This is a genomic window from Amycolatopsis sp. NBC_00438 (assembly GCF_036026695.1).
Lineage (GTDB): Bacteria > Actinomycetota > Actinomycetes > Mycobacteriales > Pseudonocardiaceae > Amycolatopsis.
Genome location: NZ_CP107923.1, coordinates 3120838 through 3145887 on the forward strand (window position 1 = coordinate 3120838; position 25050 = coordinate 3145887).

The 25050-nt window shown below is 72.3% G+C and carries 16 protein-coding genes (1 of these 16 only partly in view); 3 read left to right on the forward strand and 13 right to left on the reverse strand.

All coding sequences use genetic code 11. The features are described 5' to 3' along the window. Together OG494_RS13780 and OG494_RS13785 are read right to left on the reverse strand one after the other, a co-directional pair. Nucleotides 1-6471: the start of a type I polyketide synthase gene (locus OG494_RS13780; protein ID WP_328455606.1), read on the reverse strand. Its footprint begins 20670 nt before the window's first position; the window shows 6471 of its 27141 coding nt (coding positions 1-6471); it begins with the start codon at nt 6469-6471; the stop codon falls past the left edge of the window. A gap of 189 nt (nt 6472-6660) precedes the next feature. Continuing rightward, nucleotides 6661-7695: a GDP-mannose 4,6-dehydratase gene (locus OG494_RS13785; RefSeq protein ID WP_328455608.1), complete on the reverse strand. Its 1035-nt coding sequence runs from the start codon at nt 7693-7695 to the stop codon at nt 6661-6663. 195 nt (nt 7696-7890) lie between these two features. Between OG494_RS13785 and OG494_RS13790 the strand changes: the two genes are divergently transcribed. Further along, nucleotides 7891-8949: a DegT/DnrJ/EryC1/StrS family aminotransferase gene (locus OG494_RS13790; RefSeq protein WP_328455610.1), complete on the forward strand. Its 1059-nt coding sequence runs from the start codon at nt 7891-7893 to the stop codon at nt 8947-8949. Nucleotides 8950-9114: 165 nt separating this feature from the next. Here the strand turns inward: OG494_RS13790 and OG494_RS13795 are convergent, their stop codons facing one another. The 10 genes from OG494_RS13795 to OG494_RS13840 form a co-directional block, all read right to left on the reverse strand. Beyond that, nucleotides 9115-9399, reverse strand: coding sequence for an HPr family phosphocarrier protein (locus OG494_RS13795; RefSeq protein ID WP_328455612.1), 285 nt, complete (start codon nt 9397-9399; stop codon nt 9115-9117). Between the two features lie 37 nt (nt 9400-9436). Further along, entirely contained in the window at nt 9437-11104 is a 1668-nt protein-coding gene (ptsP, locus tag OG494_RS13800) for a phosphoenolpyruvate--protein phosphotransferase (protein ID WP_328455614.1), read from the reverse strand. A gap of 36 nt (nt 11105-11140) precedes the next feature. Next, nucleotides 11141-12199, reverse strand: a complete 1059-nt coding sequence (locus OG494_RS13805) for a zinc-dependent dehydrogenase (protein ID WP_328455616.1) — start codon at nt 12197-12199, stop codon at nt 11141-11143. Continuing rightward, on the reverse strand, nt 12196-12651 hold the full coding sequence (locus OG494_RS13810) for a PTS sugar transporter subunit IIA (protein WP_328455618.1): 456 nt from the start codon (nt 12649-12651) through the stop codon (nt 12196-12198). Before OG494_RS13810 ends, OG494_RS13805 begins: the two co-directional genes overlap by 4 nt. Then, on the reverse strand, nt 12641-12949 hold the full coding sequence (locus OG494_RS13815; protein WP_247051679.1) for a PTS lactose transporter subunit IIB: 309 nt from the start codon (nt 12947-12949) through the stop codon (nt 12641-12643). The genes OG494_RS13810 and OG494_RS13815 overlap by 11 nt, the downstream gene beginning before the upstream one ends. Before the next feature lie 34 nt (nt 12950-12983). Next, complete coding sequence (gene mtlA / locus OG494_RS13820) at nt 12984-14093, reverse strand: mannitol-specific PTS transporter subunit IIC (protein ID WP_328455622.1); 1110 nt, start codon at nt 14091-14093, stop codon at nt 12984-12986. Between the two features lie 92 nt (nt 14094-14185). Continuing rightward, nucleotides 14186-15121 carry a 1-phosphofructokinase gene (gene pfkB / locus OG494_RS13825; RefSeq protein WP_328455624.1) on the reverse strand — a complete coding sequence of 312 codons (936 nt, stop codon included), beginning with the start codon at nt 15119-15121 and terminating at the stop codon, nt 14186-14188. A 359-nt stretch (nt 15122-15480) separates the two neighbouring features. After that, the gene (locus tag OG494_RS13830; RefSeq protein ID WP_328455626.1) at nt 15481-16203 is read right to left on the reverse strand and encodes a helix-turn-helix transcriptional regulator; all 723 of its coding nucleotides are present in this window, start codon (nt 16201-16203) and stop codon (nt 15481-15483) included. A gap of 327 nt (nt 16204-16530) precedes the next feature. Then, the gene (locus tag OG494_RS13835) at nt 16531-19350 is read right to left on the reverse strand and encodes a helix-turn-helix transcriptional regulator (protein ID WP_328455628.1); all 2820 of its coding nucleotides are present in this window, start codon (nt 19348-19350) and stop codon (nt 16531-16533) included. A 6-nt stretch (nt 19351-19356) separates the two neighbouring features. Continuing rightward, nucleotides 19357-22275, reverse strand: coding sequence for an AAA family ATPase (locus OG494_RS13840; RefSeq protein ID WP_328455630.1), 2919 nt, complete (start codon nt 22273-22275; stop codon nt 19357-19359). 268 nt (nt 22276-22543) lie between these two features. Here OG494_RS13840 and OG494_RS13845 point away from each other — a divergent pair, with 268 nt between their 5' ends. Both OG494_RS13845 and OG494_RS13850 read left to right on the forward strand, forming a co-directional pair. Then, the gene (locus tag OG494_RS13845; protein WP_328455632.1) at nt 22544-23179 is read left to right on the forward strand and encodes a DUF742 domain-containing protein; all 636 of its coding nucleotides are present in this window, start codon (nt 22544-22546) and stop codon (nt 23177-23179) included. Between the two features lie 51 nt (nt 23180-23230). After that, nucleotides 23231-23896: an O-methyltransferase gene (locus OG494_RS13850; RefSeq protein ID WP_328455634.1), complete on the forward strand. Its 666-nt coding sequence runs from the start codon at nt 23231-23233 to the stop codon at nt 23894-23896. Nucleotides 23897-23969: 73 nt separating this feature from the next. Here OG494_RS13850 and OG494_RS13855 read toward each other — a convergent pair whose 3' ends face one another. Further along, on the reverse strand, nt 23970-25040 hold the full coding sequence (locus tag OG494_RS13855; RefSeq protein WP_328458937.1) for an HAD-IIIC family phosphatase: 1071 nt from the start codon (nt 25038-25040) through the stop codon (nt 23970-23972). Nucleotides 25041-25050 lie beyond the last annotated feature (10 nt).

Consider the following 25050-nt stretch of genomic DNA (forward strand, 5'->3'; position numbering starts at 1 on the left):
GAGCACCACGGCCCGGTGCTCGAACGCCGTACGCGTGGTGGCCAGGGACCACGCAAGGTCGAACCGGCCCGCGTCGATCGACGCCACGTTCGCGGCCTGCTCACGCAGTCCGCCGGCGGTCCGGGCGGACAGCAGCAGCGGCGCGGCCACGGCGTCCACGGGCGTCACAACCGGCGAGGCTTCGACGAACGGCGCCGCTTCGAGGACGACGTGTGCGTTGGTCCCGCTGATGCCGAACGACGACACCGCGCCACGCCGGGCGCGCCCGGTCTCCGGCCACGGCGACGCCTCGGCGAGCAGCGAGACCGCGCCCGCACTCCAGTCCACATGGGACGACGGCGCGGCCGCGTGCAGCGACCGGGGCACGGTGCCGTGCCGCATCGCCATGATCAGCTTGATCACCCCGGCGACACCGGCCGCAGCCTGCGTGTGGCCGATGTTGGACTTGACCGAGCCCAGCAGCAGCGGGGTTTCCCGGTCCCGGCCGTAGGTCGCGAGCAGCGCCTGGGCTTCGATCGGGTCACCGAGGGTCGTGCCGGTGCCGTGTCCTTCGACGACGTCGACGTCCGAAGTGGACAGTCCGGCGCCGGCCAGCGCCTGACGGATCACCCGCTGCTGCGATGGGCCGTTCGGCGCGGTGAGGCCGTTGGACGCGCCGTCCTGGTTGACGGCCGAGCCGCGGACCAGGCCCAGCACGCGGTGGCCGTGCCGGCGGGCGTCCGAGAGCCGTTCGAGCACGAGCACGCCCGCGCCTTCGGACCAGCCGACGCCGTCGGCTTCGTCCGAATAGGACTTGCAGCGGCCGTCGGGCGACAGGCCGCGCTGGCGGGAGAACTCGACGAACGAGTTCGGGGTGGACATCACGGTGACGCCGCCGGCCAGGGCGAGGGTGCAGTCGCCGGACCGCAGGGCCTGCATCGCCCAGTGCATCGCCACGAGCGACGACGAACAGGCCGTGTCGATGGTGACGGCCGGGCCTTCGAGGCCGAGCGAGTAGGCGACCCGGCCGGAGACGACGCTCGACGCCGTGCCGCTGCCTTGGAAGCCTTCGAAGTCGCCGCCGGCCATGACGAGGCCGTAGTCGTTGTACATCACGCCGGCGAAGACGCCGGTGGAGCTGCCGCGCAGGCGTCGCGGGTCGATCCCGGCGCGCTCGATCGCCTCCCACGAGATTTCGAGGAGCAGCCGCTGCTGCGGGTCGGTGGCTTCGGCTTCGCGCGGGCTCATCCCGAAGAACGCCGGGTCGAACTCACCGGCGTTGTGCAGGAAGCCGCCTTCGCGGGTGTAGGAGGTGCCCTTGTGGTCGGGGTCCGGGTTGTACAGCGCGCCCAGGTCCCAGCCGCGGTTCACCGGGAACGTCGACGTCGTGTCGCGACCCTCGGCCACGGCCGCCCACAGGTCCTCCGGCGAGGCGATGCCGCCGGGGAAGCGGCAGCTCATCCCGACGATCGCGATCGGGTCGTCGTCGGCCGCGGCGCTCCGGGTGAGGACCGCCGCGCGACCGTCGTCGCCGAGCAGCTCGGCCAGGATGTGCGCGGCCAGCGCGGCGGGTGTCGGGTGGTCGAACGCCGTCGTGGCGGGCAGGCGCAGCCCGGTCGCGGCGTCGAGGCGGTTGCGCAGCTCGACCGCGGTGAGGGAGTCGAAGCCGAGTTCGGAAAAGGACCGCTCCGGGTCGACGGCCGCGGCTCCGGCGTGCCCGAGCACGCCGGCGACCTCGCGGCGAACCAGGTCGGCGACGCGCGCCGCGCGGGCCACATCGTCCAATGTGGACAGCTGGTGGGCCAGTCGGCCGGCCCCGCCCGCGGTCCGCACGGCCCGGCGGCTGCCGCCGACCAGCGACCGCAGCACGGCGGGCGGCTCCGGCCGGGCGCTCAGCACCGGCAGGTCGAAGCGGACCGGGACGACGACGGGCTCGTCGGCGGCCAGCGCCGCGTCGAAGAGTGCGACGCCTTCGGCCTCGGTGAGCGCGGGGATGCCCATCCGGGCGAAGCGGCGCAGGGTGCCGTCGCCGGCCATGCCGGCTTCACCGGCCCACGGGCCCCAGGCGAGGGACACCGCGGGCAGGCCGGCGTCGCGGCGCACCTGGGCGAGCGTGTCGAGGAAGGCGTTGCCGGCCGCGTAGTTGGCCTGCCCGGCCGCACCGAGCGTGCCGGCCAGGGACGAGAACAGGACGAACGCGCTCAGGTCGTGGTCGCGGGTCAGCTCGTGCAGGTTCCAGGCCGCGTCGGCCTTGGGCGCCAGCACGGTGGCGAGCTTCCCGGCGTCGAGGGTGCCGAGCAGGCCGTCGTCGAGGACGCCGGCCGCGTGCACGACGGCGGTCAGCGGGTGGGCGGCGGGGATGTCCGTGAGCAGTGCGGCCAGCGCGGCGCGGTCGCTCGCGTCGCAGGCGACGACACTGACGTCGGCGCCCTGACCGGCCAGCTCGGTGAGGAGGTCGTCGGGCGCGACGCCGCGGCGGCTCGCGAGGACCAGGTGCCGGACGCCGTGCTCGCGCACGAGGTGGCGGGCGATGATCCGGCCCAGTCCCCCGGTGCCGCCGGTGATCAGGACGGTGCCGTCGGCGTCCCAGCCACGCGGCTCGGCGGGCACGGCCCGCACCAGCCGGGGCACAAGCACGCGTCCGGCGCGGATCAGGGCGCGCGGCTCGCCGGTCGACAGCGCGGTCGTGACGGCGTCGGCGGACGCCGGCTGCTCGTCGGTTTCGATCAGGACGAAGCGGCCGGGGTGTTCCTGCTGGGCGGCCAGGACGAGCCCGCGCACGGTCGCCGCGGCGGGCACCCCGGCCGGGATGACCAGGGCCAGCCGCCGGTCGTCGGCCGCTTCAACACGCGCCTGCAGGAGGCCGAGCGCGTGCGCGGCGAGGACGCGTGCCGCCGCCGGGGTCTCCCCCGCCGGGACGTCGAGGGTGACGACGTCGGCGTCGGCCGGGTCGGTGATCCCGGTGACCGGCTCGGTCCAGTCGATCCGGTACAGGCCGCCGCCGGTGCCGGCGGCGAAGGATTCGGCGGCGATCGGCCGCACGGACAGGCCGCCGGCCACCGCGACCAGGTCGCCTTCGGGCGTCGACAGGATGAGGGACAGCGAGTCGTCACCGGTCTTGCGCAGCTCGGCCCGCAGCACGGTCGCGCCGACCGCGCGCACGGCGACGTCCCGCCAGGAGAACGGCAGGCCGCCGTCACCGGCGAGGAACGCCGTGGCGTGCAGGGCCGCGTCGAACAGCGCGGGGTGCAGGTCGAACGTCTCGGCTTCGACGGCGTCGGGCAGCGCGACCTCGGCGAAGACGTCGTCACCACGGCGCCACGCGGCCCGCAGGCCGCGGAACGCCGGGCCGTACTCGCGGCCGTCGTCGATGCCGTCGTAGAACCCGTCGAGTTCGACCGGGGTCGCGTCCGCGGGCGGCCAGACCGCCTCCGGGATCACGATTTCCGGGGTGACCGCGGTGAGCCGGCCGACCGCGTGGGACGTCCAGTTGCCGCTGACCTCCCCGTCCGGGCGCGAGTGGACGGCCACCGCGCGGCGGCCGTCGTCGTCCGGCGCGCCGACCCACACCTGGACGACGACGCGCTCGTCGGCGCCCAGCACGAGTGGCCGGGTCAGGGTCAGTTCTTCGACGTCGGGGCAGCCGGTCTCGGCGCCGGCGCGGACGGCCAGCTCCAGCAGCGCCGTGCCGGGCACGACCACCGCGCCGCCGACACGGTGGTCGGCCAGCCAGGCGTGCGTGCCGGCCGACAGCCGGCCGGTCAGCAGCAGCCCGCGGGCGTCGGCGACCTCGACGGCGGTGCCGAGCAGCGGGTGGTCGACGCTGCGCAGGCCCGCGGAGCGCAGGTCACCGCGGCCGCGGCCGGTGTCGCGCGGCCAGAACCGCTCGTGCTGGAAGGCGTAGGTGGGCAGTTCGGTCCAGACGGCGCCGGTCCCGGCGAAGAACGCGGCCCAGTCGATGGTGACGCCGTCGCCGTGCAGCCGGGCGAGGGCCTCGGCCGACGACGTGAGTTCGTCGCGGTCCTTGCGCAGCACCGGCACGGCGAGTGCGTCCGGAACGTCGACCAGCGGCGTCAGCGCGGCTTCCGGCCCGACCTCGACGAACCGGTTCGCGCCCGCGTCGGCGAGCCGGGCGAGGACGTCGCCGAAGCGGACGGTCTCGCGGACGTGACGCACCCAGTACTCCGGGTCGGTCACCTCGCCGGCGACGACCAGGGTGCGAGCGGGCTCGGCGAACGTCAGGCCGGCGACCACCTCGCGGAACGCGGGCAGCATCGGGTCCATCAGGTGCGAGTGGAACGCGTGGGACGCGCGCAGCCGCGTCGTGCGCTCGAAGCGGGACGCGACGGCCAGCACGGCGTCTTCGTTACCGGACAAGACAACCGCGCGAGGTCCGTTGACGGCGGCGATACCCACACCGTCGACCAGCTCAGCGCGGACTTCGTCTTCGGTGGCCCGGACGGCGACCATCGCGCCGCCGGCGGGCAGGTCCCGCATCAGCCGGGCGCGCGCGGACACCAGCGCACAGGCGTCGTCGAGGGACAGCACGCCCGCGCAGTGGGCGGCGGCGATCTCGCCCGCCGAGTGCCCGGCGAGCAGGTCGGCGCGCACGCCCCACGACTCGAGCAGGCGGAAGAGGGCGACCTCGACGGCGAAGATCGCCGGCTGCGCCCGGCCGGTGTCGGCGAGCGTGTCGGCAGCGTCGGCACCGGTGCCCCAGACGACGTCCCGGAGCCCGGGCTCGAGCCGGTCGAGGACCTCGTCGAACGCGGCGGCGAAGACCGGGTGCGCGGCGTACAGCTCGCGGCCCATCCCCAGGTGCTGCGAACCCTGGCCGGTGAACAGGAACGCGGTCTTCGCGCGGGCGCGCGGCGAACCGACGACACCGGACTCCCCCGCGGCCAGCGCCTGCAAGGCGTCGGCCACGGCGGCGCGATCGGCACCGACCACGGCGGCGCGGTGCTCGAACGACGTCCGCGCGGTGGCCAGGGAGAACGCGACGTCGGCGAGCGGCGCGGCGCCGTCCGCCAGCTGCCGCGCGAGCCGTCCGGCCTGCTCTCGCAGTGCCTCGTCGGTCTTGCCGGAAACCAGGAACGGCACCGGCCGCTCGACGACGGCACGCGGCTCGGCGTCCTCGGCCGGCGCCTGCTCGATGATCGCGTGCGCGTTGGTGCCGCTGAGCCCGAAGGACGACACGCCCGCGCGGCGGGGCTCCCCGCTCTCGGGCCACTCGGTCGCCTCGGTGACCAGGTCCACCCGGCCCGCGCGCCAGTCCACATGGGACGACGGCGTGTCGACGTGCAGCGTGGGCGGGACGACGCCGTGGCGCATGGCCAGGACCATCTTGATCACGCCGGCGACGCCCGCCGCGGCCTGGGTGTGGCCGAAGTTCGACTTCACCGAACCGAGCAGCAGCGCACGTTCGCGGTCCTGCCCGTAAGTCGCCATCAGGGCCTGGGCCTCGACCGGGTCGCCGAGCTTCGTGCCGGTGCCGTGCGCCTCGACGACGTCGACCTGGCCCGGTGTGAGCCGGGAGCTCTTCAGCGCCTCCCGGATGACGCGCTGCTGGGAGGGGCCGTTGGGGGCGGTCAGGCCGTTGGTGGCGCCGTCCTGGTTGACGGCGCTGCCGCGGACCAGGGCGAGCACGGGGTGGCCGTGGCGGCGGGCGTCCGACAGGCGTTCGAGCACGAGCACACCCGAGCCCTCGGCCCAGCCGGTGCCGGCGGCCGAATCGGCGAACGAGCGGCAGCGGCCGTCCGGGGACAGCCCGCCCTGGCGGCTGAACTCGACGAACGTGGTCGGGGCGGACATCACCGTCACGCCGCCCGCGACGGCGAGCGTCGACTCCCCCGACCGCAGCGACTGCGCGGCCAGGTGCAGCGCGACGAGCGACGACGAACACGCGGTGTCGACGGAGACGGCCGGGCCGACCAGGCCCAGCACGTACGACAGCCGGCCGGACAGGACGCTGTTCGTGTTGCCGGTCAGCAGGAAGCCCTCGGACGGCCCGGCGGCGCCGGTCAGGTACTCCTGGGCCATCGCGCCGACGAACACCCCGGTCCGGGTGCCCTTGAGCGACGACGGCGCGATGCCGGCGCGCTCGATCGCCTCCCACGTCGTCTCGAGCAGGATCCGTTGCTGCGGGTCCATTTCGGCCGCTTCGCGCGGCGAGATGCCGAAGAAGCCGGCGTCGAACTCGGCGGCGTCGAGCAGGAAGCCGCCGGACATCGCCGCCTCACCGCCGGCCGCGGCGAGCGCGCCGAGGTCCCAGCCGCGGTCGGCGGGCAGCCCGGTGACGCCGTCACGCCCCGAGCTGACCAGCTCCCAGAGGTCTTCGGGACTGGTGACCCCGCCGGGGAAGCGGCAGCTCATCCCGACGATCGCGATCGGTTCGACCGCGCGGGTCTCCAGTTCCTCCAGCCTCTGCTGGGTGCGCACGAGATCGGCGCTGGCCCGCTTGAGATAGCTCCGGAGCTTCTGTTCGTTGTCCATGAATCAGCAACCCATCCCGACACGACGGCGAGCGGTGGCGCCCCGGGACGGCTGCCGCAGAGGCAGTCCGGCGCACGGCCGGCTTCCGCCCGGGGCGCGAAAAATGGTTTTCTGCGGCGGAAATCGTCCTCGGCGGCACATCGCCCGGGCCGCGACCGCCGAGTTCTTTCCGGGACCGGCCGGGGCCGGCTACCAGACGGCGGCGGTCAGCGCCTCGCCGAGGTCCAGCTCCCGGGCGGTCTGGTGCAGGTCGGATTCGACCATCATGCGCATCAGCTCTTCGAACGGCACCGACGGCTTCCAGCCCAGATCGGCGCGCGCCAGCGTGGCGTCGGCGCACAGGGTCTCGACCTCGGCGGGCCGCACCAGACTGGGGTCCACGACGACGTAGTCGCGCCAGTCGAGATCGGCGGCGGCGAACGCGATCTCGGCGGCGTCGCGGACGGTGTGCATCCGGCCGGTGCCGATCACGTAGTCGCACGCCTCGTCCTGCTGCAGCATCAGGTGCATCGCCTGGACGTAGTCACCGGCGAAGCCCCAGTCGCGCACGGCGTCGAGGTTGCCGAGACGCAGCTCGTCCTGCAGGCCCAGCTTGATCCGCGCGACGGCGTTGGAGATCTTGCGCGTCACGAACTCGATCCCGCGCCGCGGCGACTCGTGGTTGAACAGGATGCCCGAGACGCCGTACATCCCGTAGGACTCGCGGTAGTTGCGCGTGATGTAGTGGCCGTAGGCCTTCGCGACGCCGTAGGGGCTGCGCGGGTGCAGGATCGTCTTCTCGTTCTGCGGGGTCTCGGCCGCCTTGCCGAACATCTCCGACGACGACGCCTGGTAGAACCGGATCTGGCTGCCCGGCGCGGTGGTCCGCGACTTGTCCAGCCCGGAGACCATCCGGATCGCCTCCAGCACGCGCAGCACGCCCATGCCGTTGACGTCGGTGGTGAGCTCGGCCTGCTGCCACGACATCGGCACGAACGAGATCGCGCCCAGGTTGTAGACCTCGTCCGGCTGCACCAGGTCCACGGCCCCGACGAGACTCGCCTGGTCCAGCAGGTCGCCGTGGACGAAGTTCAGCTCGGCGGCGATCCGGCTGACCCGGGACTTGCGCGGGTTCGCCTGACCGCGCACCAGGCCCCACACGTCGTAGCCCAGTGCCAGCAGGTGCTCGGCCAGGTAAGAGCCGTCCTGTCCCGTGACACCCGTGATCAATGCTCGTTTCGTCATAGCTCTCCCACGTTCACCGGCCAACCGGCCGTGCTCGCGGCCGCCCGGCACCGCCGCTGATCCGCTCGATCACACACCCGCGCCGCCCTGGAAAACATTGGACAATCCGTGCGGCCATCGGGAACTACTGGTGATTTCCCGTCTTCAGCGGGTCCATCCTGCAGCTTTCCGGTAGCCGAGGCATGCGAGGACCTGATGGCATTCCGATATCCCGTCTCCCAGCCCCATCTCACCGGCCGTGAGATCTACTACGTCACCGAAGCGGTGACGACGGGCTGGATCTCCTCCCAGGGCCCGTTCGTGCAGCGCTTCGAAGAGACCTTCGCCGACTGGAACGGCCAGGGCCACGGCGTCGCCTGTTCTTCGGGGACGACGGCGCTCACCCTCGCCCTGCGTGCCCTCGGCATCGGCCCCGGCGACGAGGTGCTGGTCCCGGAGTTCACCATGATCGCGTCGGCCTGGGCGGTCACCTACACCGGCGCCACACCGGTCTTCGTCGACTGCGGCGACGACCTCAACATCGACGTCGCGCAGCTCGAAGCCAAGATCACCCCGCGCACCAAGGCGATCATGCCGGTGCACATCTACGGCCGGCGCTGCGACATGGACGCGATCATGGACCTCGCCTACCAGTACAACCTGCGGGTCGTCGAGGACTCGGCCGAGGCCCACGGCGTCCGACCGGTCGGTGACATCGCGTGCTTCTCCTTGTACGCCAACAAGATCATCTCGTCCGGCGAGGGTGGTATCTGCCTGACGAACGACGCGCGGCTGGCCGAGCAGATGAAGCACCTGCGCGGCATGGCCTTCAGCAAGGCCCACGACTTCGTCCACAAGAAGCTGGCCTACAACTTCCGGATGACCAACCTGCAGGCCGGCGTCGCGCTGGCCCAGGTGGAGCGGATCGACGAGATCCTCGAGCTGCGGTCCCGGATCGAAAAGCAGTACGACGAACGGCTTTCCGGTATCTCCGGGATCACCCGCATGCCGAGCCGCGACGTCCTGTGGATGTACGACCTGCTGGCCGAGGGCCGCGACGAGCTGCGCGCCCACCTCTCGGCCGCCGGCGTCGAGACGCGGCTGTTCTTCCAGCCGATGAGCCGCCAGCCGATGTACCTGGACCCGTCTTGGCCCGAGCTCAACGCGGCCCGCCTGGCCGCCCGGGGCTTCTACCTGCCGACCTACGTGGGCCTGGAGGAGAGGGACCAGGACTTCATCGTGGACCGCGTCGCGGAGTTCTACGGCAGCAACTGAGACGACGGAAGCCCGCCGGGAAACCGGCGGGCTGTGTCAGGTTTGGGGACCGGTGAGCCGTCCGGACAGTGACCAGGACGGCTCACCGGCGTTCGTAGGCCGGAGGAGTACTCCGGCGGTGCGGTGGGCCGGCAGACCAGGGGGTCGCCTGCCGGACCACCGACGTCAGCCGGCCGGCTGCTCGGCCGAGTCGAGGTCGCGCGCCAGCAGCTCGACGATCTCCGCCACCGCGGCGTCGGCGCCTTCGCCCTCGGCCGAGATCACCACTTCTTCGCCGCCGCGGACGCCGAGGGCCATCACACCCAGGATGCTGGTGGCGTCCACCAGCTTGTCCTCGGTGCGGCCGATCTTCACCGGCACCGGCTGGCGGCCGGCCGCCTCGACGAGCAGCTTGACCGGACGCGCGTGCAGCCCGACCGGCGAGCCGATTACCACCTTTTTACTGGACATTCCCGATTCCCATCTCGTGGAGAAAGCTTGTGCCGCGTCAGCCGGCCGTTGTGGCGGAGAACTCTTCCGCGATCCGGCGCGCCGCCGGCACGTCGGACGCGGAGAGCACCTCGCGGGCGAGGGTTTCGCACTGTTCGAGGGTGTAGTCCTTCAACGCGGCGCGGACCGCGGGCACCGCGGACACCGACATCGACAGACTGGTGATGCCCAGGCCGGCGAACACCGGGGCCAGGCCCGGGTCGCTGGCCGCCTCGCCGCAGATGCCGGCGGACTTGCCGGCCTCCTTGGCCGCCGCGGCGACGTTCGCCACGAGCGCCAGCAACGCCGGCTGCCAGGGGTCGAGCAGGTCCCCCAGCTCACCCAGCATCCGGTCCGCGGCGTAGGTGTACTGCGAAAGGTCGTTGGTGCCGATGCTGACGAAGTCGACCTCCGCCAGGATGTCCGCCGCCCGGATCGCCGCGGCCGGCACCTCGATCATCACACCGGCCTGCCCGATCCCGTGCTCGCGGGCGAGGTCGCGGAACGCCGCGGCCTCCGCCGGCGTGGCGATCATCGGCGCCATCACCCGCACGTCGGCCTCGTGGTCGGCCGCCGCCAGGCTGATCGCCTCCAGCTGCGCGGTGAGCAGCCCCGGGTTGCGGACGCCGACGCGGTAGCCGCGCACGCCCAGCGCCGGGTTCGGCTCGTCCTCGGTGTTGGCGAACGGGATGTACTTGTCGGCGCCGGCGTCCAGCGTGCGGATGACGACCGGCCGGCCGGCGAAGCCGCGCAGCACCTCGCCGTACGCCGCCCGCTGCTCCTCGACCGTCGGGGCCTCGGTGCGGTCCAGGAACAGGAATTCGGTGCGGAAGAGCCCGACCCCTTCGGCGTCGGCCGCCGCGTCCTGCTCCACCCCGCCGGCGCTGCCGACGTTGAGCAGCAGCTTGACCGGGTGGCCGTCGGCGGTGGCGCCGGGGCCGCTGTGCGCCGCCAGCTTCTCCTTCAGCGACGCCGCTTCCGCCTCGACCTGCCGGACGTAGTCGTCCGTCGGGTCGACGACGACCGTGCCGCGCCCGCCGTCGACCGCGATCCGCTGCCCGTCCGCCAGGCCCGCGGCGCCGGCGCAGCCGACCACCGCGGGGATCCCGAGAGCGCGGGCGACGATCGCCGTGTGGCTGGTCGGGCCGCCCTTCTCGGTGACGATGCCGAGCACCTTCGCCGGGTCGAGCAGCACCGTGTCGGCCGGGGCGATGTCCTGGCCGACGAGGACGAACGTGCCGTCGACGTCCGGGATGCCGGGCTGGGCCAGGCCCAGCGCCGCGGCGATCGCCCGGTCCCGGATGTCGATCAGGTCGGCCGCCCGCTCGCCGAGGTAGCCGCCGATGGCCTCCAGCGCGGCCACGTGCTTGCCGAAGGCGTCGCGGATCGCCCAGGCGGCGGGGCGGCCGGCGGCCACCCCCTCCTGGATCCCGGTCCGCAGCGTCGGGTCCTGCGCCATCATGATCTGGGTGTCCATGATGGACTTGGACTCGCCCGAAACCGTTGCCGCGCGCTTTTCCAGGTCCGCCACCGCCGCGTCGAGCGCTTCGGTCGCCGCCGCCAGCTCCTCTTCGGGAGCCGACGGCGTGTCCCAGTGCTCCGGCAGGACCGGGGGCGGCGTCAGCCGCACCACCGGCCCGGCGGCCGCGCCCGGGCTCGCCGGGTTGCCGCGCAGTTCGTCAACCACCGTTGGTCGCCTCCTTGGGGTTCGGGCCCTCACCGCTCACGCGGGGACGGCCGCGCCCGGCTCGATCGTCACCTTGATCGCCTCGCCGCTGCTGACGATGTCGATCGCCTTCAGCACGTCGGACAGCGGCAGGTGGTGGGTGATCAGATCGTCGACCGGGACCTTGCCCGACGAGATCAGCTCGAGCGCCTGGCGGTTGTGCTCGGGGCTGGATCCGTTGGCGCCGTAGATGGTCAGCTCGCGGTAGTGCACCAGGTTCGAGTCGCACGCGATGATCGGGTTGTCCTTCGGCAGGCCGCCGAAGAAGCTGATCCGGCCACGGCGCGCGGTCATCTTGAGCGCGTCCTCCTGGGCCTTGCCCGCCGCCGCGGCCGTGATGACCACGTCCGCGCCGTCGCCACCGGTGAGCTCGAGGACCTTCGCGACCGGGTCTTCCTCGGCGCCGCAGATCGCGGCGTCGGGCTTGACCAGCTCGGCGGCCATGTCGAGGCGGCCGCGGTTCAGCTCGACCAGGTACACCGCCGCCGCGCCCTTGGCCCGGGCGAGCCGCACGTGCAGGCAGCCGATCGGGCCGGCGCCGACGACCACGACGACGTCGCCCTCGCCGACCTGCGCGAAGCTCTGTCCATTGAGGACACAGGCCAGCGGCTCGGCGACGGAGGCCTCCGCGTAGCTGACGCCGTCCGGGATCCGGTTGACGCCGTCCACTTTGAGGACCTGCTTCGGCACGATCATGTACTCGGCGAAGCCGCCGTCGAAGTGGTAACCCATCGACAGCTGGTTGGGACAGACCTGCTGCAGGCCCTTGCGGCACTGCTTGCACTCACCGCACGGGATCGCGGCGATGACCTGCACGCGGTCGCCCGACTCCCAGCCGGAGACGTTCGCGCCGGTCTCGACGACCTCGCCGGCGATCTCGTGCCCGATCACGCGCGGCGGGTCGATGTGGTGGTGCCCGTGGCGGAAGATCTTCAGGTCCGTGCCGCACGTCGAGGTGTTGTGCACCCGGATCTTGATCTCGTCGGGGCCCGGGTTGGGCTCGTCGGCGTCTTCGACCCGCAGGTCACCTGGCGCGTAGAAACGTGCCACCTTCATTCGGAGAACTCCTCGTCCATCTGGTTCAACAGTCGCAAGATCGTCTCGGCGTCCGGTGCTTCCCGCAGCTGCCGGACCTGCTCGCCGTCCATCAGGATCCGGGCGAGCGAGGACAGGATGCCGACCTGCTCGGACCCCTTGGCCGCGATGCCGACGCACAGCCGGACCTCGTTGCCGTCCCAGTCGACCCCGTCGGGGAACTGGAGGATCGCGAGCGCGGTCCGCTTCACGAAGCGGCGGGACTCGTCGGTGCCGTGCGGGATCGCGACGCCCTCGCCCAGGAAGGTCGAGACGGAGCGCTCGCGCTCGTGCATCGCGTCGAGGTAGCCCGGCTCCACCGCCCCCAGCTCCAGGAGCTTGCGACCCACCTGCGTGATCGCGTCGGCCTGGTCGGGGGCGGCGCAGCCGATGAGGACCGACTCGGCGCTGAGGATGGAAGCGTCAGTCGGCAAGGGAACCGCCGTCCCGGATCGCCTGCTCGACCTGGTCGAACACCGGGTCGCCCAGGAAGCTCTGGAACCCGAGGATCACCGCCGTGGTGTTGGCCTTGCGGGCCCGCTTGACCAGGGTGCTCTGGCACAGCACGACCTGGGCGTCACCCGGGATCTCGTTGACCGGCGTGTGCTCGACCTTGACCGAGTAGGGCTTCAGCCGCTTGGCCAGCTGGGACGCGACCATCACGCTGCTGCCCATCCCGGCGTCGCAGGCGATGATGACCTTCTTGACTTCCTTGCCTTCGATGCTGCTCACAACCGCACTTCCTTCCTTCGATCGACGATGATCGTCAAGCCACCGCTCCGCCTTCGGCGACGGCGAGTTCCCGCTCTTCCCTGCGGGCATCCTTGCCGAACTTCAGCAAGGCCGCAGCGACGATGAACGATACGACCGCCGCGATCAGGACCCCGGCGACCACGCCCAGGTAGCCACCCTTCGGGGTCACCGCGAGGACCGCGATGATGCTGCCCGGCGACGGCGTCGCCGTCAGGCCCGCGTCGAAGATCGCGAACGTCGCGACACCCGCGGCGCCACCGGCGATCGCGGCCAGGATCAGGCGCGGGGTGGCCAGGATGTACGGGAAGTAGATCTCGTGGATGCCGCCCAGGAACTGGATGACGATCGCGCCCGGCGCGGTGGCCCGCGCGCTGCGGGCACCGAAGAAGGTCAGCGCCAGCAGGATGCCGAGACCGGGGCCGGGGTTCGGCTCGATCAGGAACTCGATGGCCTTGCCGTCCTTCAACGCGTCGGCGACGCCCAGCGGGCTCAGCACACCGTGGTTGATCGCGTTGTTGAGGAACAGCACCTTGGCCGGCTCGACGATGATCGAGACCAGCGGCAGCAGGTGGCCGTCGATCAGGGCCTGCACGCCGTTGCCGAGGCCCTTGGTGATGCCCTGCACGACCGGGCCGATGCCCAGCAGGCCCAGCACCGCCATGATGCCGCCGATGATGCCGGCGCTGAAGTTGTCGACGAGCATCTTGAAGCCCGGCGCGGTCTTGCTGCCGACCTTGTCGTCCCACAGCTTGATGAGGAAGCCGCCCAGCGGCCCCACGATCATCGCGCCCAGGAACATCGGGATCGACGCGCCGACCGCGATGCCGACCGTCGCGACCGCGCCGACGACCGCACCGCGCTGGCCGTGGACCAGCCGGCCACCGGTGTAACCGATGAGCACCGGCAGCAGGAAGTTGATCATCGGGTCGACGAGCTCGGCGATGTGGGCGTTCGGCGTCCACCCGCTCGGGATGAACAGCGCGGTGATCAGGCCCCAGGCGATGAACGCGCCGATGTTCGGCATGACCATGCTGGCGAGTTGACCGCCGAAGCGCTGGATCGAGACCCGTGCGCGCTCCGCCCTCGACGGAGTTTCGTCGTCGATCTCCGTGGTGGTAGTCATCGTTGGCTTCCTCTTCTGGAAAGGTGATTTGAGGGTTGCGCCATCACGGGATGGCGGTGGCCGGAGCGAGCCGGTTCCGTTGTGCCGTAAGGCTATTCACGAATCTTCTCGTCCCAGCCGGGATGCGGGTCCACCCGCACTCGACGTGCCCCCACGTCTTCGGGACCCGGCATCGTGCTGCCCGGGAGCGACACCGCGGCCGCACCCCAGGCGACGGCTGTGGCCAGCGCTTGCGGGCCACTCCCCCCTGCCGCCAGGAAACCGGCGAGCATCGCGTCGCCGGCACCGACCGAGCTTCGCGGTTCGGCCGATGCGTTGGCGCACCAGATCCCCGCGTCTTCGACCAGCACGGCACCTTTGCTGCCGAGACTGGCCAAAACCGTGCCCGCGCCCAGAGAGCGCAGTTCCTGTGCGGCGTCCACGACGTCCCGCACGGTGTCGAGCTGCCGGTCGACCGCTTCCTCGAGCTCGTCGAGGTTCGGCTTGACCAGTGCCGGCCCGGCCTTCACGGACGTCCGGAACGCCGGGCCGCTGGTGTCGACGACGACCCGGACCCCGCTGGGGGCCAGGCGCGCGATCAGCTCCGCGTAGAAGTCTTCGCCCACGCCGGGCGGCAGACTTCCCGCTGCCACAACCCATTCCGCGTCGGCCACGTTGGCCAGCAGGACGTCGCACAGGGTCTCGATCTCGCGTCCGCTCAGGTGCGGGCCGATCTCGTTGACCTTCGTCACGGTGGCATCCGGCTCGACGACGCTGATGTTGCTGCGCACGGACTCTTCCGTGCGCACCCGGACCACGTCGATGTTGTAGTCCTCGAGCAAGCTGATCAGCTGGTCGCCCTCGGCGCCGCCGGCGGGAACCACCGCGCGGGCCTTGAGTCCGTTGCGCACCAAGGCACGCGCCACGTTGATGCCTTTTCCGCCCGGCTGGACGCTGGCGCCGGAGGCACGGTGCAGACCACCCCGGATGAGCCGGTCGACCTCGACCGTCCGGTCGACGCTCGGGTTCGCCGTCAGGGTCACGAACACTTCGGTACACCTCCGCCGAGAACTCTTTGGTTTGAGTGATATTGCCTGTGTTCGCCTGTGTTTGCAAGACCCGATCGCGACGAATATCCAACCGTTACCATCCGTCCACCTGGCGACTGTCACCGTACGCAGCCAAAACTCTCGTTTCTGTGCTCCCTTGTGTACAGGAAGCGACGAACGAGCAAAGCCACACAAAGCCACACGTGGGCGGTGACCCGGGTCACGAGCCCACATCGCGCGACCGGCTCGGGACATGGTCCTGGTCGTCACAGCGAAGCGGGCCGCACGCCCACCCGTCTCGCGAGTGCACCTGCGGCCCGCCCTCGGCGTCACCGGTCCGGCCCGTCACCACCGGCGGGTCACCGGACGAAGTCCGGCAGCGCGCGCGGCGGCCAGGAACCGACCCCGAAGATGCCCATCGAATAGGCCTTCGAGATCAGCGCGGGCCGGTTCTTGACCTTCATCTTCCGCAGCAGCGTCGTCACGTGGTATTCGACGCCGCCCCGGCTCATGTAGAGATTGGCGGCCAGCTGAATCGTCGAAACACCCGACGCGACGCCCTCGAGAATGCGGGCGTCCATCTCGGTCAGGATTTTCTTCCGGCTGACCGCGACCTGGTTTTCCCGGTCGGACTTGTCCGGCCGGAACACCACGGTGAGGCTGTCGAGCCGGTCGCCCACGCTGTGCACGGTCGAACCGAGGAAATCGCCGCTGAGCGTCGTGCCGTTGTCCCGCATGACCAGGATGCGCTCGGAGAACCGGGTGCGCTCACCGCGGACCAGCAGGCGGAGCTGCTGCTCGACCTTGTCCCGCACACTGGGGTGCAGCAGATCGCAGAGGCTGGTTCCGGTGACGCCGTCCGACGTGCGTTCGAACACCCGGAAGAATTCCATGCTGGCCGAGACAATGCGCAGCCGGTGGTCGAGGTTCACCATGCACATTTCCGGGGTGACCGGCCGAGGGGCCGGCTTGCGCGGCGCGGGACGGCTGATTCGCTCCAGCGCCGAAGCCAGGCCGATACCTGTGACCGCGTCTGCGACGTCTGCACTCATGAAGGGATTCCTCTCTTCGGCGAGAAGCACTCCGACAAGAAAGCCGGGTACTGGTGGCGATCGTGTGGCCACATCTCCGGGGTGACGCAGATCATGTTAGGCACGGCCGATTAGCAGGGGCAACAGCTGCCGGACACCTGGCCTTAACACTGTGGTGCGCCCCCGTTGGGGGTACGGAGGTACGGAGTGCGGTGCGGTGCGGTTCGGTACCGAACACCGGTGGTGACCCACGCACAGCCGCATCTTGGCCTCGGCCAGGGGATTCGCAGGTGAAGGGGGGTCCGAACCCCCGCACCGCACGCGGCGTGCGGTCCGTACCCGGCGGGTGCGGTACCGCACCACGGCGCGGTGCGGCGCTCAGTCGAGCTCGGCTTCGCCGAGGTGGTCGATGAGCTCGGCCCGCCCGCTGACCTCGAGCTTGCGGTAGGTACCGGTCAGATTCTTCTCGACCGCGCGCCGGGTTACCCCCAGAGAGTCCGCGATCTGCTGGTTCGTCCAGCCGCGCACGACCAGGCGGGCCACCGCGGCCTCCGCCTTCGTCAGGTTTTCCAGACCGCCGCCGGAAAACCGCAGCACGGGGCCGTTCAGCTCGGTCTCCCCCGTGCCGTCCAGCCAGGTCGCGCCGATGGCCTTGGCCAGTTCCCGGCTCTCCGCAAGGAATCCCGCCGCGTCCGGATCACCGGAGTCGAGCAGGCGGGTACCGAGGATCACCGAGGTGCGGGCACGTTCGGCGAGGTCTTCGGACTCGCGGATGATGCTCGCGGCCTCGTGGAGCAGGTCGATGCCGTCGGCGCCGCCGGTCAGCATTCCCTGCAACCGCAGGGAACGCCCGACGCTCAGCGGGCTCCCCCACTGCTGGGCGACGATGTCCTCCGCCGCGGCGTGCGCCTGCGCGGCCGGCAGGTCGCCCATCCGCTGGCGCACCAGCGCGGCCCAGGTGCGCCACGGGTACTGGGGCGTGTTGACCCAGCCCTCGCGCTCCAGCCGCCGGCCGCAGTCGAGGAACCGGCCCAGTGCCGTGGCGGGATCGCCCCGGACCAGGTCGATCATGCCGCGGGTCAGCCGGCGGGCGGCGAACACGCGGTGGTCGGTGCTGTCCATCGGCACCGCCAGCAGGCGCTCGCCGAGCTCGGGATCCTGGGTCTCCAGGGCGATCTGGGCCAGCGTGGTGACCGACAGCGCGAGCGCGTCCGGCCAGGTTTCGTGGTCGGCGCCTTCGAGGACGCCCAGCGCGATCCGCCGGGCCTTGGCCAGATCCCCTTGCGCCCGTTTGACTTCCGCGGTCTCCGCGGCGATCAGGTGCGCGGTGTCCTGCCACCGGCGCTGGGTCGCCTGCTCAGCCGCCGCGGCCAGCGCGGGTTCGAGGACGCTCGCCGTGTCGGCGGCCACCAGCGTGGTGACGAGAAGCGGCAGGGCCGTGTAGGCGTGCGCCGGGTCGAAGGGTTCCTCGGTGACCAGTCGCTTGAGGACGGTCTCGACTTCGTCGGCCGCCACGCTGCCGGACAACGCGGCGGAGTGCAGCAGCACGACGGCGAGCTCGCGGCCGGCCGGCGAGTCGAGCCGCTCGGCCGTCTCCAGCTCGCGCAGGCGGGCCAGCGCGGCGTCACCCTGTCCCGGCGGGCGTGTCCCCGGGTACCAGGACCGCGCTTCCGCCCGCAGTTCCAAGTCCGTTCCGCCCGCCGGATCCGCCTCCCGCAGCACGGATTCGACGGCCGTGCGGACGGCCGCGCCGAGCGCGGGCACCGTCACCGCGAGGCCGGGCGGGATCCACAGGGCCGCTTCCGCCTGCGCGGCCCCGGCGGGCAGCAGCGACAACGCCTGCGACACGTGCCGCGCCGACGCGATCAGGTCGAAACCCCGTTCGGCCGCGGCGAGCTCCACCATCAGGCGGCCGCGTTCCTCGCTGTCGGGCGAGGTGTTGAGCAACGCCCGGCGCAGGTAGCGCGCGGCCAGGTCCCCGGCGCCGCGCTCCAGCACGGTCGCCGCTGCGGAGCTGAGGATCCGGACCTCCCACGGATCCTCGGCCGCGCCGACCTTCATCAGCTTCTCGGCGACGCGCTCGGCGGGCCGGCCGTGTTCGTAGAGCAGCCGTGCCGCCCGGCGGTACAGGACTTCGCGCAGTTCCACCGGGATCGCCGGCTCGACGCCTTCCCGGACCGTGGCGTTGGCGAACCCGATCCGGCGGTCGTCGTGGACGAGCAGTCCGAGGCGTTCGAGGCTCTGCAGCGCGGACTTGTACTCGACCTCGTCGAGGCCGGCCAGGTCGGCGGCGAGCTGCGGCTCGGCCAGGTCGCCGAGGACCGCGACCGCGCGCACCAGCGCGAGCACCGCGGGCGGCTGCGACCCGAGCGACAGCATGATCCGGTGGTCGAGCAACCGCTCGGCTTCGGCCGTGGCCGCCGCGATCTGCGCGGCGATCGGGCGCAGGCCCTCGCCGACCAGTCCGGTGAGGACGGTCGCGACGTTCGCCGGGTTGCCGCCCGAAACCCGGTGCAGCATCGCGGTGAACGGTTCCTCGGCGCGTTCGCCGAACGCGACCTCGGCCATCGACGCGACACCCTCGGGCGACAGCGGCGCGGGGACGACGATCCGCGCGGCCGCGGTGACGAGTTCGTGCACCAGCGCGTACTTCGGCGCCTCGCACTCCTCCGCCACGGCCAGCGCGAGCAGGATCCGCGACCCGCTGAGCCGCTTGGCCAGGTAGGCCAGCAACCGCAGCGAACCGTGGTCCGCCCACTGCAGGTCGTCGACGATCACCACGACCAGGTCGTCGTGCGACATCGCGTGCACCACCGTGTGCAGTCCATAGAGGACGGCTTCGGTGGGCAGGTTGTGCTCGTGGCCGTTGGTGACGAGGCGTTCTTCGGTCAGCGCGCGCAGGATCTGCTCGGACGCGCCCTGGAACCAGCGCTCGCGCTCGGCCGTGCCGGCCGCGACGAGCACCGGACGGCACAGCTGCTGCGCGATGCCGAACGCGAAGTCCTCTTCGAGCTGGGTCGCGTCCGCGCGCAGCACCCGGGCGCCGGCGGCCAGGGCCGACGCGGTCGCGTCGCGGAGCAGGGCCGACTTGCCGCTGCCCGCCGGTCCGCTGATCAGCAGCAGCGAGCCGTCGCTGCCCGCGGCCGCGTTCAGCGCGGTCGCTATCGCGGCCCGCTCGGCGTCACGCTCCAGTAGCACCGGTCATCAACTCGCCGCGGAATCGGGACTCATGAGCTCGGTCAGCTGCCGCCGCCCGGTCACCGTCAGCTTGCGGTAGATCCGGGTCAGGCGCAGTTCGACGAGCCGGCCGCTGAGCCGCAGCGCCCGCGCGATCTCCGGATTCGAATGGCCCGCGGCCGCGAGCGCCGCGATGCTGGCCTCCTCTTCGGACAGTGAACCGACGGGATCGCCCGCCGCCGGCGCGACGGTGCTCGTGGTGGTGCTGCGGGTGAGCCGGCCGGACACGTCGCGGATCTTGGCCACGAGTCCGGCGGGCAGCAGCAGCGGCCGGATCGTGGCGACCCGGCCCAGCAGCGACGCGGCTTCCGCCGGGTCGCCGTCGTCGAGACACGCGCCGGCCAGGTCGGTCACCGCGGTCAGGAACTCGACCCGCAGCGGCGATCCCTCCAGCAGCGCGACCGCCTGCTCCAGCGTGGTGCGGGTTTCGGCGCCGTCGAAGACCTCCGCCAGGTACAGGCTCGCGGTGCCCCGGCCGCTCGGCGCGCCCCAGGTTTCGGCGCGCGCCAGCGCTTCCCGTGCGATCTCGGCCGCCGCGCCGGATTCGCCGAGGCGGGCCAGCGCGACCGCCACGCCGGTGCGCCACGGCAGGTCCACGGCGTTGCCCTCGCGACGGGCACGCGTACCGCGCCCGGCCGCGCGGAAGTCTTCGAGTGCCGCCGCCGGGTCGCCGGTGGCGAGCCGCACGGCCCCGCGTCGCAGCAGGAAGTACGCGGCGGCCATGCCGTCCTCGGCCCCGGCGGGCAGCGGATCGGCGACGGCCTTTTCGGCCTCGTCCAGCCGCGTGCCGGCGAGCGCGAACTCGGCCCGCACCGCCAGCAGCCGGGACACCGAGCGCGGGTGCCAAGCCCGTTCCGGCAACCGGGTTTCCACCGCTTCGAGGTCCGCTTCGGCCTGCCCGAGGTTGCCGCGCCGCAGTTCGCAGCGGGCCCGCATCAGCAGCGCGTTCGCCGCGGCGGCCCGGGCCCCGACGCGGGTGGCGTCCTGCAGCACGTCGGTCAGGCCGAGCACGGCTTCGGTGAGGTCGTCGGTGCAGAACAGCACCCAGGCGGCCTGGATCCGCAGACTGGACGGCAGTTTCCCGGACCGCGGCACGAGCGCCAGCCGGGCCAGCTCGCGCGCCCGGTCGAACTCCCGGCCCCGGCCGGCCAGCTCCGACGCGATCGTCGCGGCGACCGCCGGGTCCTGCGCACCGGGCTGGGCCGCGGGCGCCCCGAACACCGGCGTCGGCACGACCGGGCCCGACACGGAGTCCTCCTGCGCCAGCCAGCCGAGCGCGGCGAGCGCCGACGTGCCGGCGTCGAAGGCGCTGCGACGACGCCAGGTCGCGGCGATCGCGCGGTGCGCGGTGCGGGTGTCGCCCCGCGAAAGCAGGTGGTCGGCCGCGTCGAGCAGGACGGCACCGGAGACCTCGGGCCCGGCGTCGAGCAGCACCCGCTGCAGCCGCAGGTCGCTCAGCTCGGGCTGGTCGGCGACCTCCGCCAGGGCCAGGCCCAGCATCAGCTTCCGGCGTTCGGCCTGGCTGACCGGTTCACGCAGCGCCCGCGTGAGCAGCCGGGCCGCGCCGTGCCGGTCGCCGATCGCGCGGCGCTGCTCGGCCGCGCGCCGCAGGGTGGCGACCGCCCAGGTCGTGCCGATCGGCCGGATCGTCGTCAGCAGCTCGGCGAGCTGGTCGTCCGGGACCGCGGCGCGGTAGGCGAGCTCGGCCGCGCGGGCCGCGAGGTCCGCGCGCTCGGCGGAGTTCAAGGTGCCCAGGGCGGCGTCCGCCGTGCCGTCGTCGACCACTCGCGGTTCGGCGCCGCCGAACACCAGGCCGAACCCGCTGAGCATCCGCGAGGCGGCCTCGGCCGAGCCGGTCAGCGGGCCCGCCAGTGTCGTCACGAGCTCGAAGTCGAGCAGGCCGCGGCACATCGCGATGGCCCGCAGCAGGTTCAGGGCGTCGGCCGGGAGCGCGGCGATCGAGACGGCGAGGTCGGCGTCCCGCAGGTCGCCCAGGTGCGCGATGACGGCGGGCAGGCGCTCGGCGACCGGCTCGAGCCCGGCGGCGGAGAGCCGTTCGAGGACCGGGGCCACCAGCGCCGGCTTGCCCCCGGTGGCGAGGTGCAGCCCGGCGACGAACCGCGCGTCCGGGCGGGTGCCCGGGAAGCGGTCCGCGACCAGCTGCCGCAGGCCCTCTTCGGTCAGCGGCCGGACGACGACGGTGTCCACCCCGTCGGCCCGCACGGCGGCCGAGCGCGAGCCGGCCTGCATCACGGCGCGGACCAGCAGGATCGGTGCCTGCTGCAGCCGGTGTTCCATGGCCTCGAGCCAGGCTCGCGAGCCCGGGTCGCACCACTGCGAATCGTCGACGGCGATCAGGAGCGGCCCCTGGCTGGCGACCCCCACGAAGTCCCCGCACAACGTCGGGATGGTCCGCTCGGCCAGCGCCCGGCCGCAGGTGCGCGTGCCACTGTCGAGCCGGCAGCCGGCGCCCGCGATGTCCGCGGAGAGCTGGTTGATGACGCCGCGGTGAACGGTGGACTCGGCGGGGGTGCAGCGGGCGAACGCCGTGATCATCCCGGCGACGCGCGCTTCGCGGACGGCCGCGGCGAGCAGCGCGCTGCTGCCCGCGCCGCGCGGGCCGACCACGACCACCCGGCCCGACCGGCCGGCGACCGCGCCGCGAATCCCCCGCCGCAGCACGGCGATCTCGTCTTCGCGTTCGACCAGGCGGACGTCCCCGGCGCGCCGGGCGCGGCGTTCGAACTCGCCCCGCCACGGGAGGGTCAGCACGGACGGGGCCGCGGGGCCGTCCCCACCGGCCGGGCGCTCCCGGACGGCGGGCACCGCGACAGAGCGGACGAGCGCGTCCGCCATCGCCGGTTCGGCCCTACCTGGTCCGGGCAACACCATCACCCTCCGACCCACACAGCGGCTCGTCGCCGCCGCTCACCCATCGTTGCGTCGAGCGACTTGGCCTCCCAGCGTAGGACCCAGAATGTTGGTTTAACAAGCCCGGCGCCTTCGTTTTGTCTGCACTTGGGCCTCGTGGACAACGCACTACCCACGAAGTCCCAGGAAAACCCACGTCTCTGGCGGCGATACTTGACAGGCCTGACCGCCCGGTGGTCAGGCTGTGCGCCGCGCCGCACACGGACTTTACGGGGCCAGAAACATGAATAAGAATCGTAAACGCCGCCCCAGCAAGATCGAATACCACCCGCTGACCTTCGGCGGCTGGGGCGACTACGACCTGTGGGTCGAACATGGGTTCACACCCAAACCCAAGTCCGAGCCGACCGCCGCGAGCCCGGAACCGGGCACGAACGGGGCCGAAGCGGGCACGGCGGTCACGACCGAGCAGGTCAAGCCGCCCCAGCCCGCCGAACCTCCCGTACCGCTGGGACCGCTCGGACCGACCTGGCCGAAGACCGAGAGCCCCGCCCGGGAGCCGCTCGGCATGCGCGAGGCGCCGCGCCCGCGGCCCTACGTCCGCGGCACCCGCCCGCCGCGGCCGGGGCCGCGCCACCCCCTGCCGCCCGAGGTCATGCTGACCACGACCGGGCGGCACCGCGGCGCCACCGGGCTCGACCCCGACCTCGCGGCCGTCTGCCGGATGTGCCAGATCCCGACGTCGGTGGCCGAGGTCGCCGCGTACCTGATGCGGCCGCTGGACGTCACCCGCGCGCTCGTCCTGCAGGGCATCCGGGACGGGCTGCTGCTCGCGCGCGGCGTCGACCTGGGGGTCACCGACCGGCCGCCGCTCGAGCTGCTGCACCGCGTCCACCAGGGCCTCCTGCGGCTCGGCTGAGCGGCCGACTTACTAGACAGTTCCAGGTAGCCGCGCCCCTACGCTCACGCCATGGCGAGCCAACTACTGGCGTCCTCCGACGTGCTCACGTACGTGAGCGACCATTCCCGTGCCGAGGACGAGATCCTGCGCGAGTTGCGAGAAGAAACGGCGTCGCTGCCGATGGGTGCGGCGATGCAGGTGTCCGCCGAGGAGGGCCAGTTGCTCGCGCTGCTGGTCAAGCTCACGCGGGCGCGAACGGTGGTGGAGGTCGGCACCTTCACCGGGTACAGCTCACTCTGCATGGCCCGGGCGCTGCCCGACCGCGGCCTGCTGATCACCTGCGACGTCACCGACCGCTGGCCGGCCTTCGGCCGCCCCTACTGGCGCCGGGCCGGCGTCGAAGACCGGATCGACCTGCGGATCGCCCCGGCGACCGCGGTACTCGACTCGCTGTTCGCCGAGTACGGCCCCGGCTCCGTCGACCTGGTCTTCATCGACGCCGACAAGGCGGGTTACGCCGCCTACTACGAGGCCGCCCTGATGCTCCTGGCACCGGACGGGCTCGTCGTCGTCGACAACACGCTGTTCTTCGGCCGGGTCACCGATCCGGCCGCCCAGGACCCGGACACGGTGGCCATCCGCGAGTTCAACCGCTTCGTGCGGGACGACCCGCGGGTGGAGATGTCGCTGCTGCCGGTCGCCGACGGCATGACGCTCATCCGCAAGGCGAGCTGACCCCCCGAACCCCCGAAAACCGAAGGCCGCCGCGGGATTCCCGCGGCGGCCTTCGGTTTTACCGTTGCGGCGCTCAGTGCACGCTGATCCGCTCGGTGAGGTCGGGGGCCACCAGGGCCACGGTCGTCGGCTCTTCCTGCGGCACCGGCTCGAGGTGCAGGCGCTGCAGGCCGTCCAGGCCCGGGTCGGCGAGCACGGCCTGGCACGCGCACGCCTCGTCGGCGAACCCGGTGAAGCGGTAGGCGATCTCCATCATCCGGTTGCGGTCGGTCGGCCGGAAGTCGGCCACCAGGTGCGCGTCGGCGGTGGCGGCCTGGTTGATCAGCCAGCGCAGGATGATCGAGCCGGCCCCGAACGACACGACCCGGCAGGACGTCGCGAGCAGCTTCAGGTGCCAGACCTCGTGCCCGGTCTCCAGCAGCAGCACGCCGACGGCGCCGTGCGGCCCGAAGCGGTCCTGCATGCTCACCACCAGCACCCGGTGCCCGGGGTCGTCGATCAGGGCGCTCAGCGCCTCGTGGGAGTAGTGGACGCCGGTCGCGTTCATCTGGCTGGTGCGCCGGGTCAGTTCCTCGACGCGCGTCAGCTCGGCGTCGGTCGCCGGGCCGATCGTCATCTTCAGGTCCAGCGACCGCAGGAAGTCCTCGTCCGGGCCGGTGAAGCCGGCCTGCGCCTCCTGGCGGCGGAACGACGCCTGGTACATCTGCCGGCGCCGCCGCGAGTCGACGGTGACCGTGGCCGGGCTGAACTCCGGCAGGGACGCCAGTTCCAGCACCTTCTCGGCGCGGTAGGTCCGCACCTGCGGGAGGTGGAACGTCACCTCGGCGAGCTCGGCCTCCTGGTCGTCGACGAAGGCGATGGTGTCGAGGGCGAACTTCAGCTCGTCCGCGATCGCCCGGATGGACTCCGACTTCGGGTTCCAGCCGATCCGCGGCAGCACGAAGTACTCCGCGAGGCCCAGCTCCTCCAGCCGCGCCCAGGCGTGGTCGTGGTCGTTCTTGCTCGCGACGGTCTGCAGGATGCCGCGCGCGTCCAGGGTCCGCACGAGCTCCCGGATCGGCTCGGGGATCTGGACCGAGCCGTCCTCCAGCAGTGTCCCGTTCCACAGCGTGTTGTCGAGGTCCCACACGAGACACTTGACCATTTGCGTGCTT

Coding starts and splice junctions, on each gene's coding strand:
- OG494_RS13785 (WP_328455608.1), bottom strand. CDS start 7,695: ATGACGAAACGAGCATTGATCACGGGTGTCACGGGACAGGACGGCTCT.
- OG494_RS13790 (WP_328455610.1), top strand. CDS start 7,891: ATGGCATTCCGATATCCCGTCTCCCAGCCCCATCTCACCGGCCGTGAG.
- OG494_RS13795 (WP_328455612.1), bottom strand. CDS start 9,399: ATGTCCAGTAAAAAGGTGGTAATCGGCTCGCCGGTCGGGCTGCACGCG.
- OG494_RS13805 (WP_328455616.1), bottom strand. CDS start 12,199: ATGAAGGTGGCACGTTTCTACGCGCCAGGTGACCTGCGGGTCGAAGAC.
- mtlA (WP_328455622.1), bottom strand. CDS start 14,093: ATGACTACCACCACGGAGATCGACGACGAAACTCCGTCGAGGGCGGAG.
- OG494_RS13845 (WP_328455632.1), top strand. CDS start 22,544: ATGAATAAGAATCGTAAACGCCGCCCCAGCAAGATCGAATACCACCCG.
- OG494_RS13850 (WP_328455634.1), top strand. CDS start 23,231: ATGGCGAGCCAACTACTGGCGTCCTCCGACGTGCTCACGTACGTGAGC.
- OG494_RS13855 (WP_328458937.1), bottom strand. CDS start 25,040: ATGGTCAAGTGTCTCGTGTGGGACCTCGACAACACGCTGTGGAACGGG.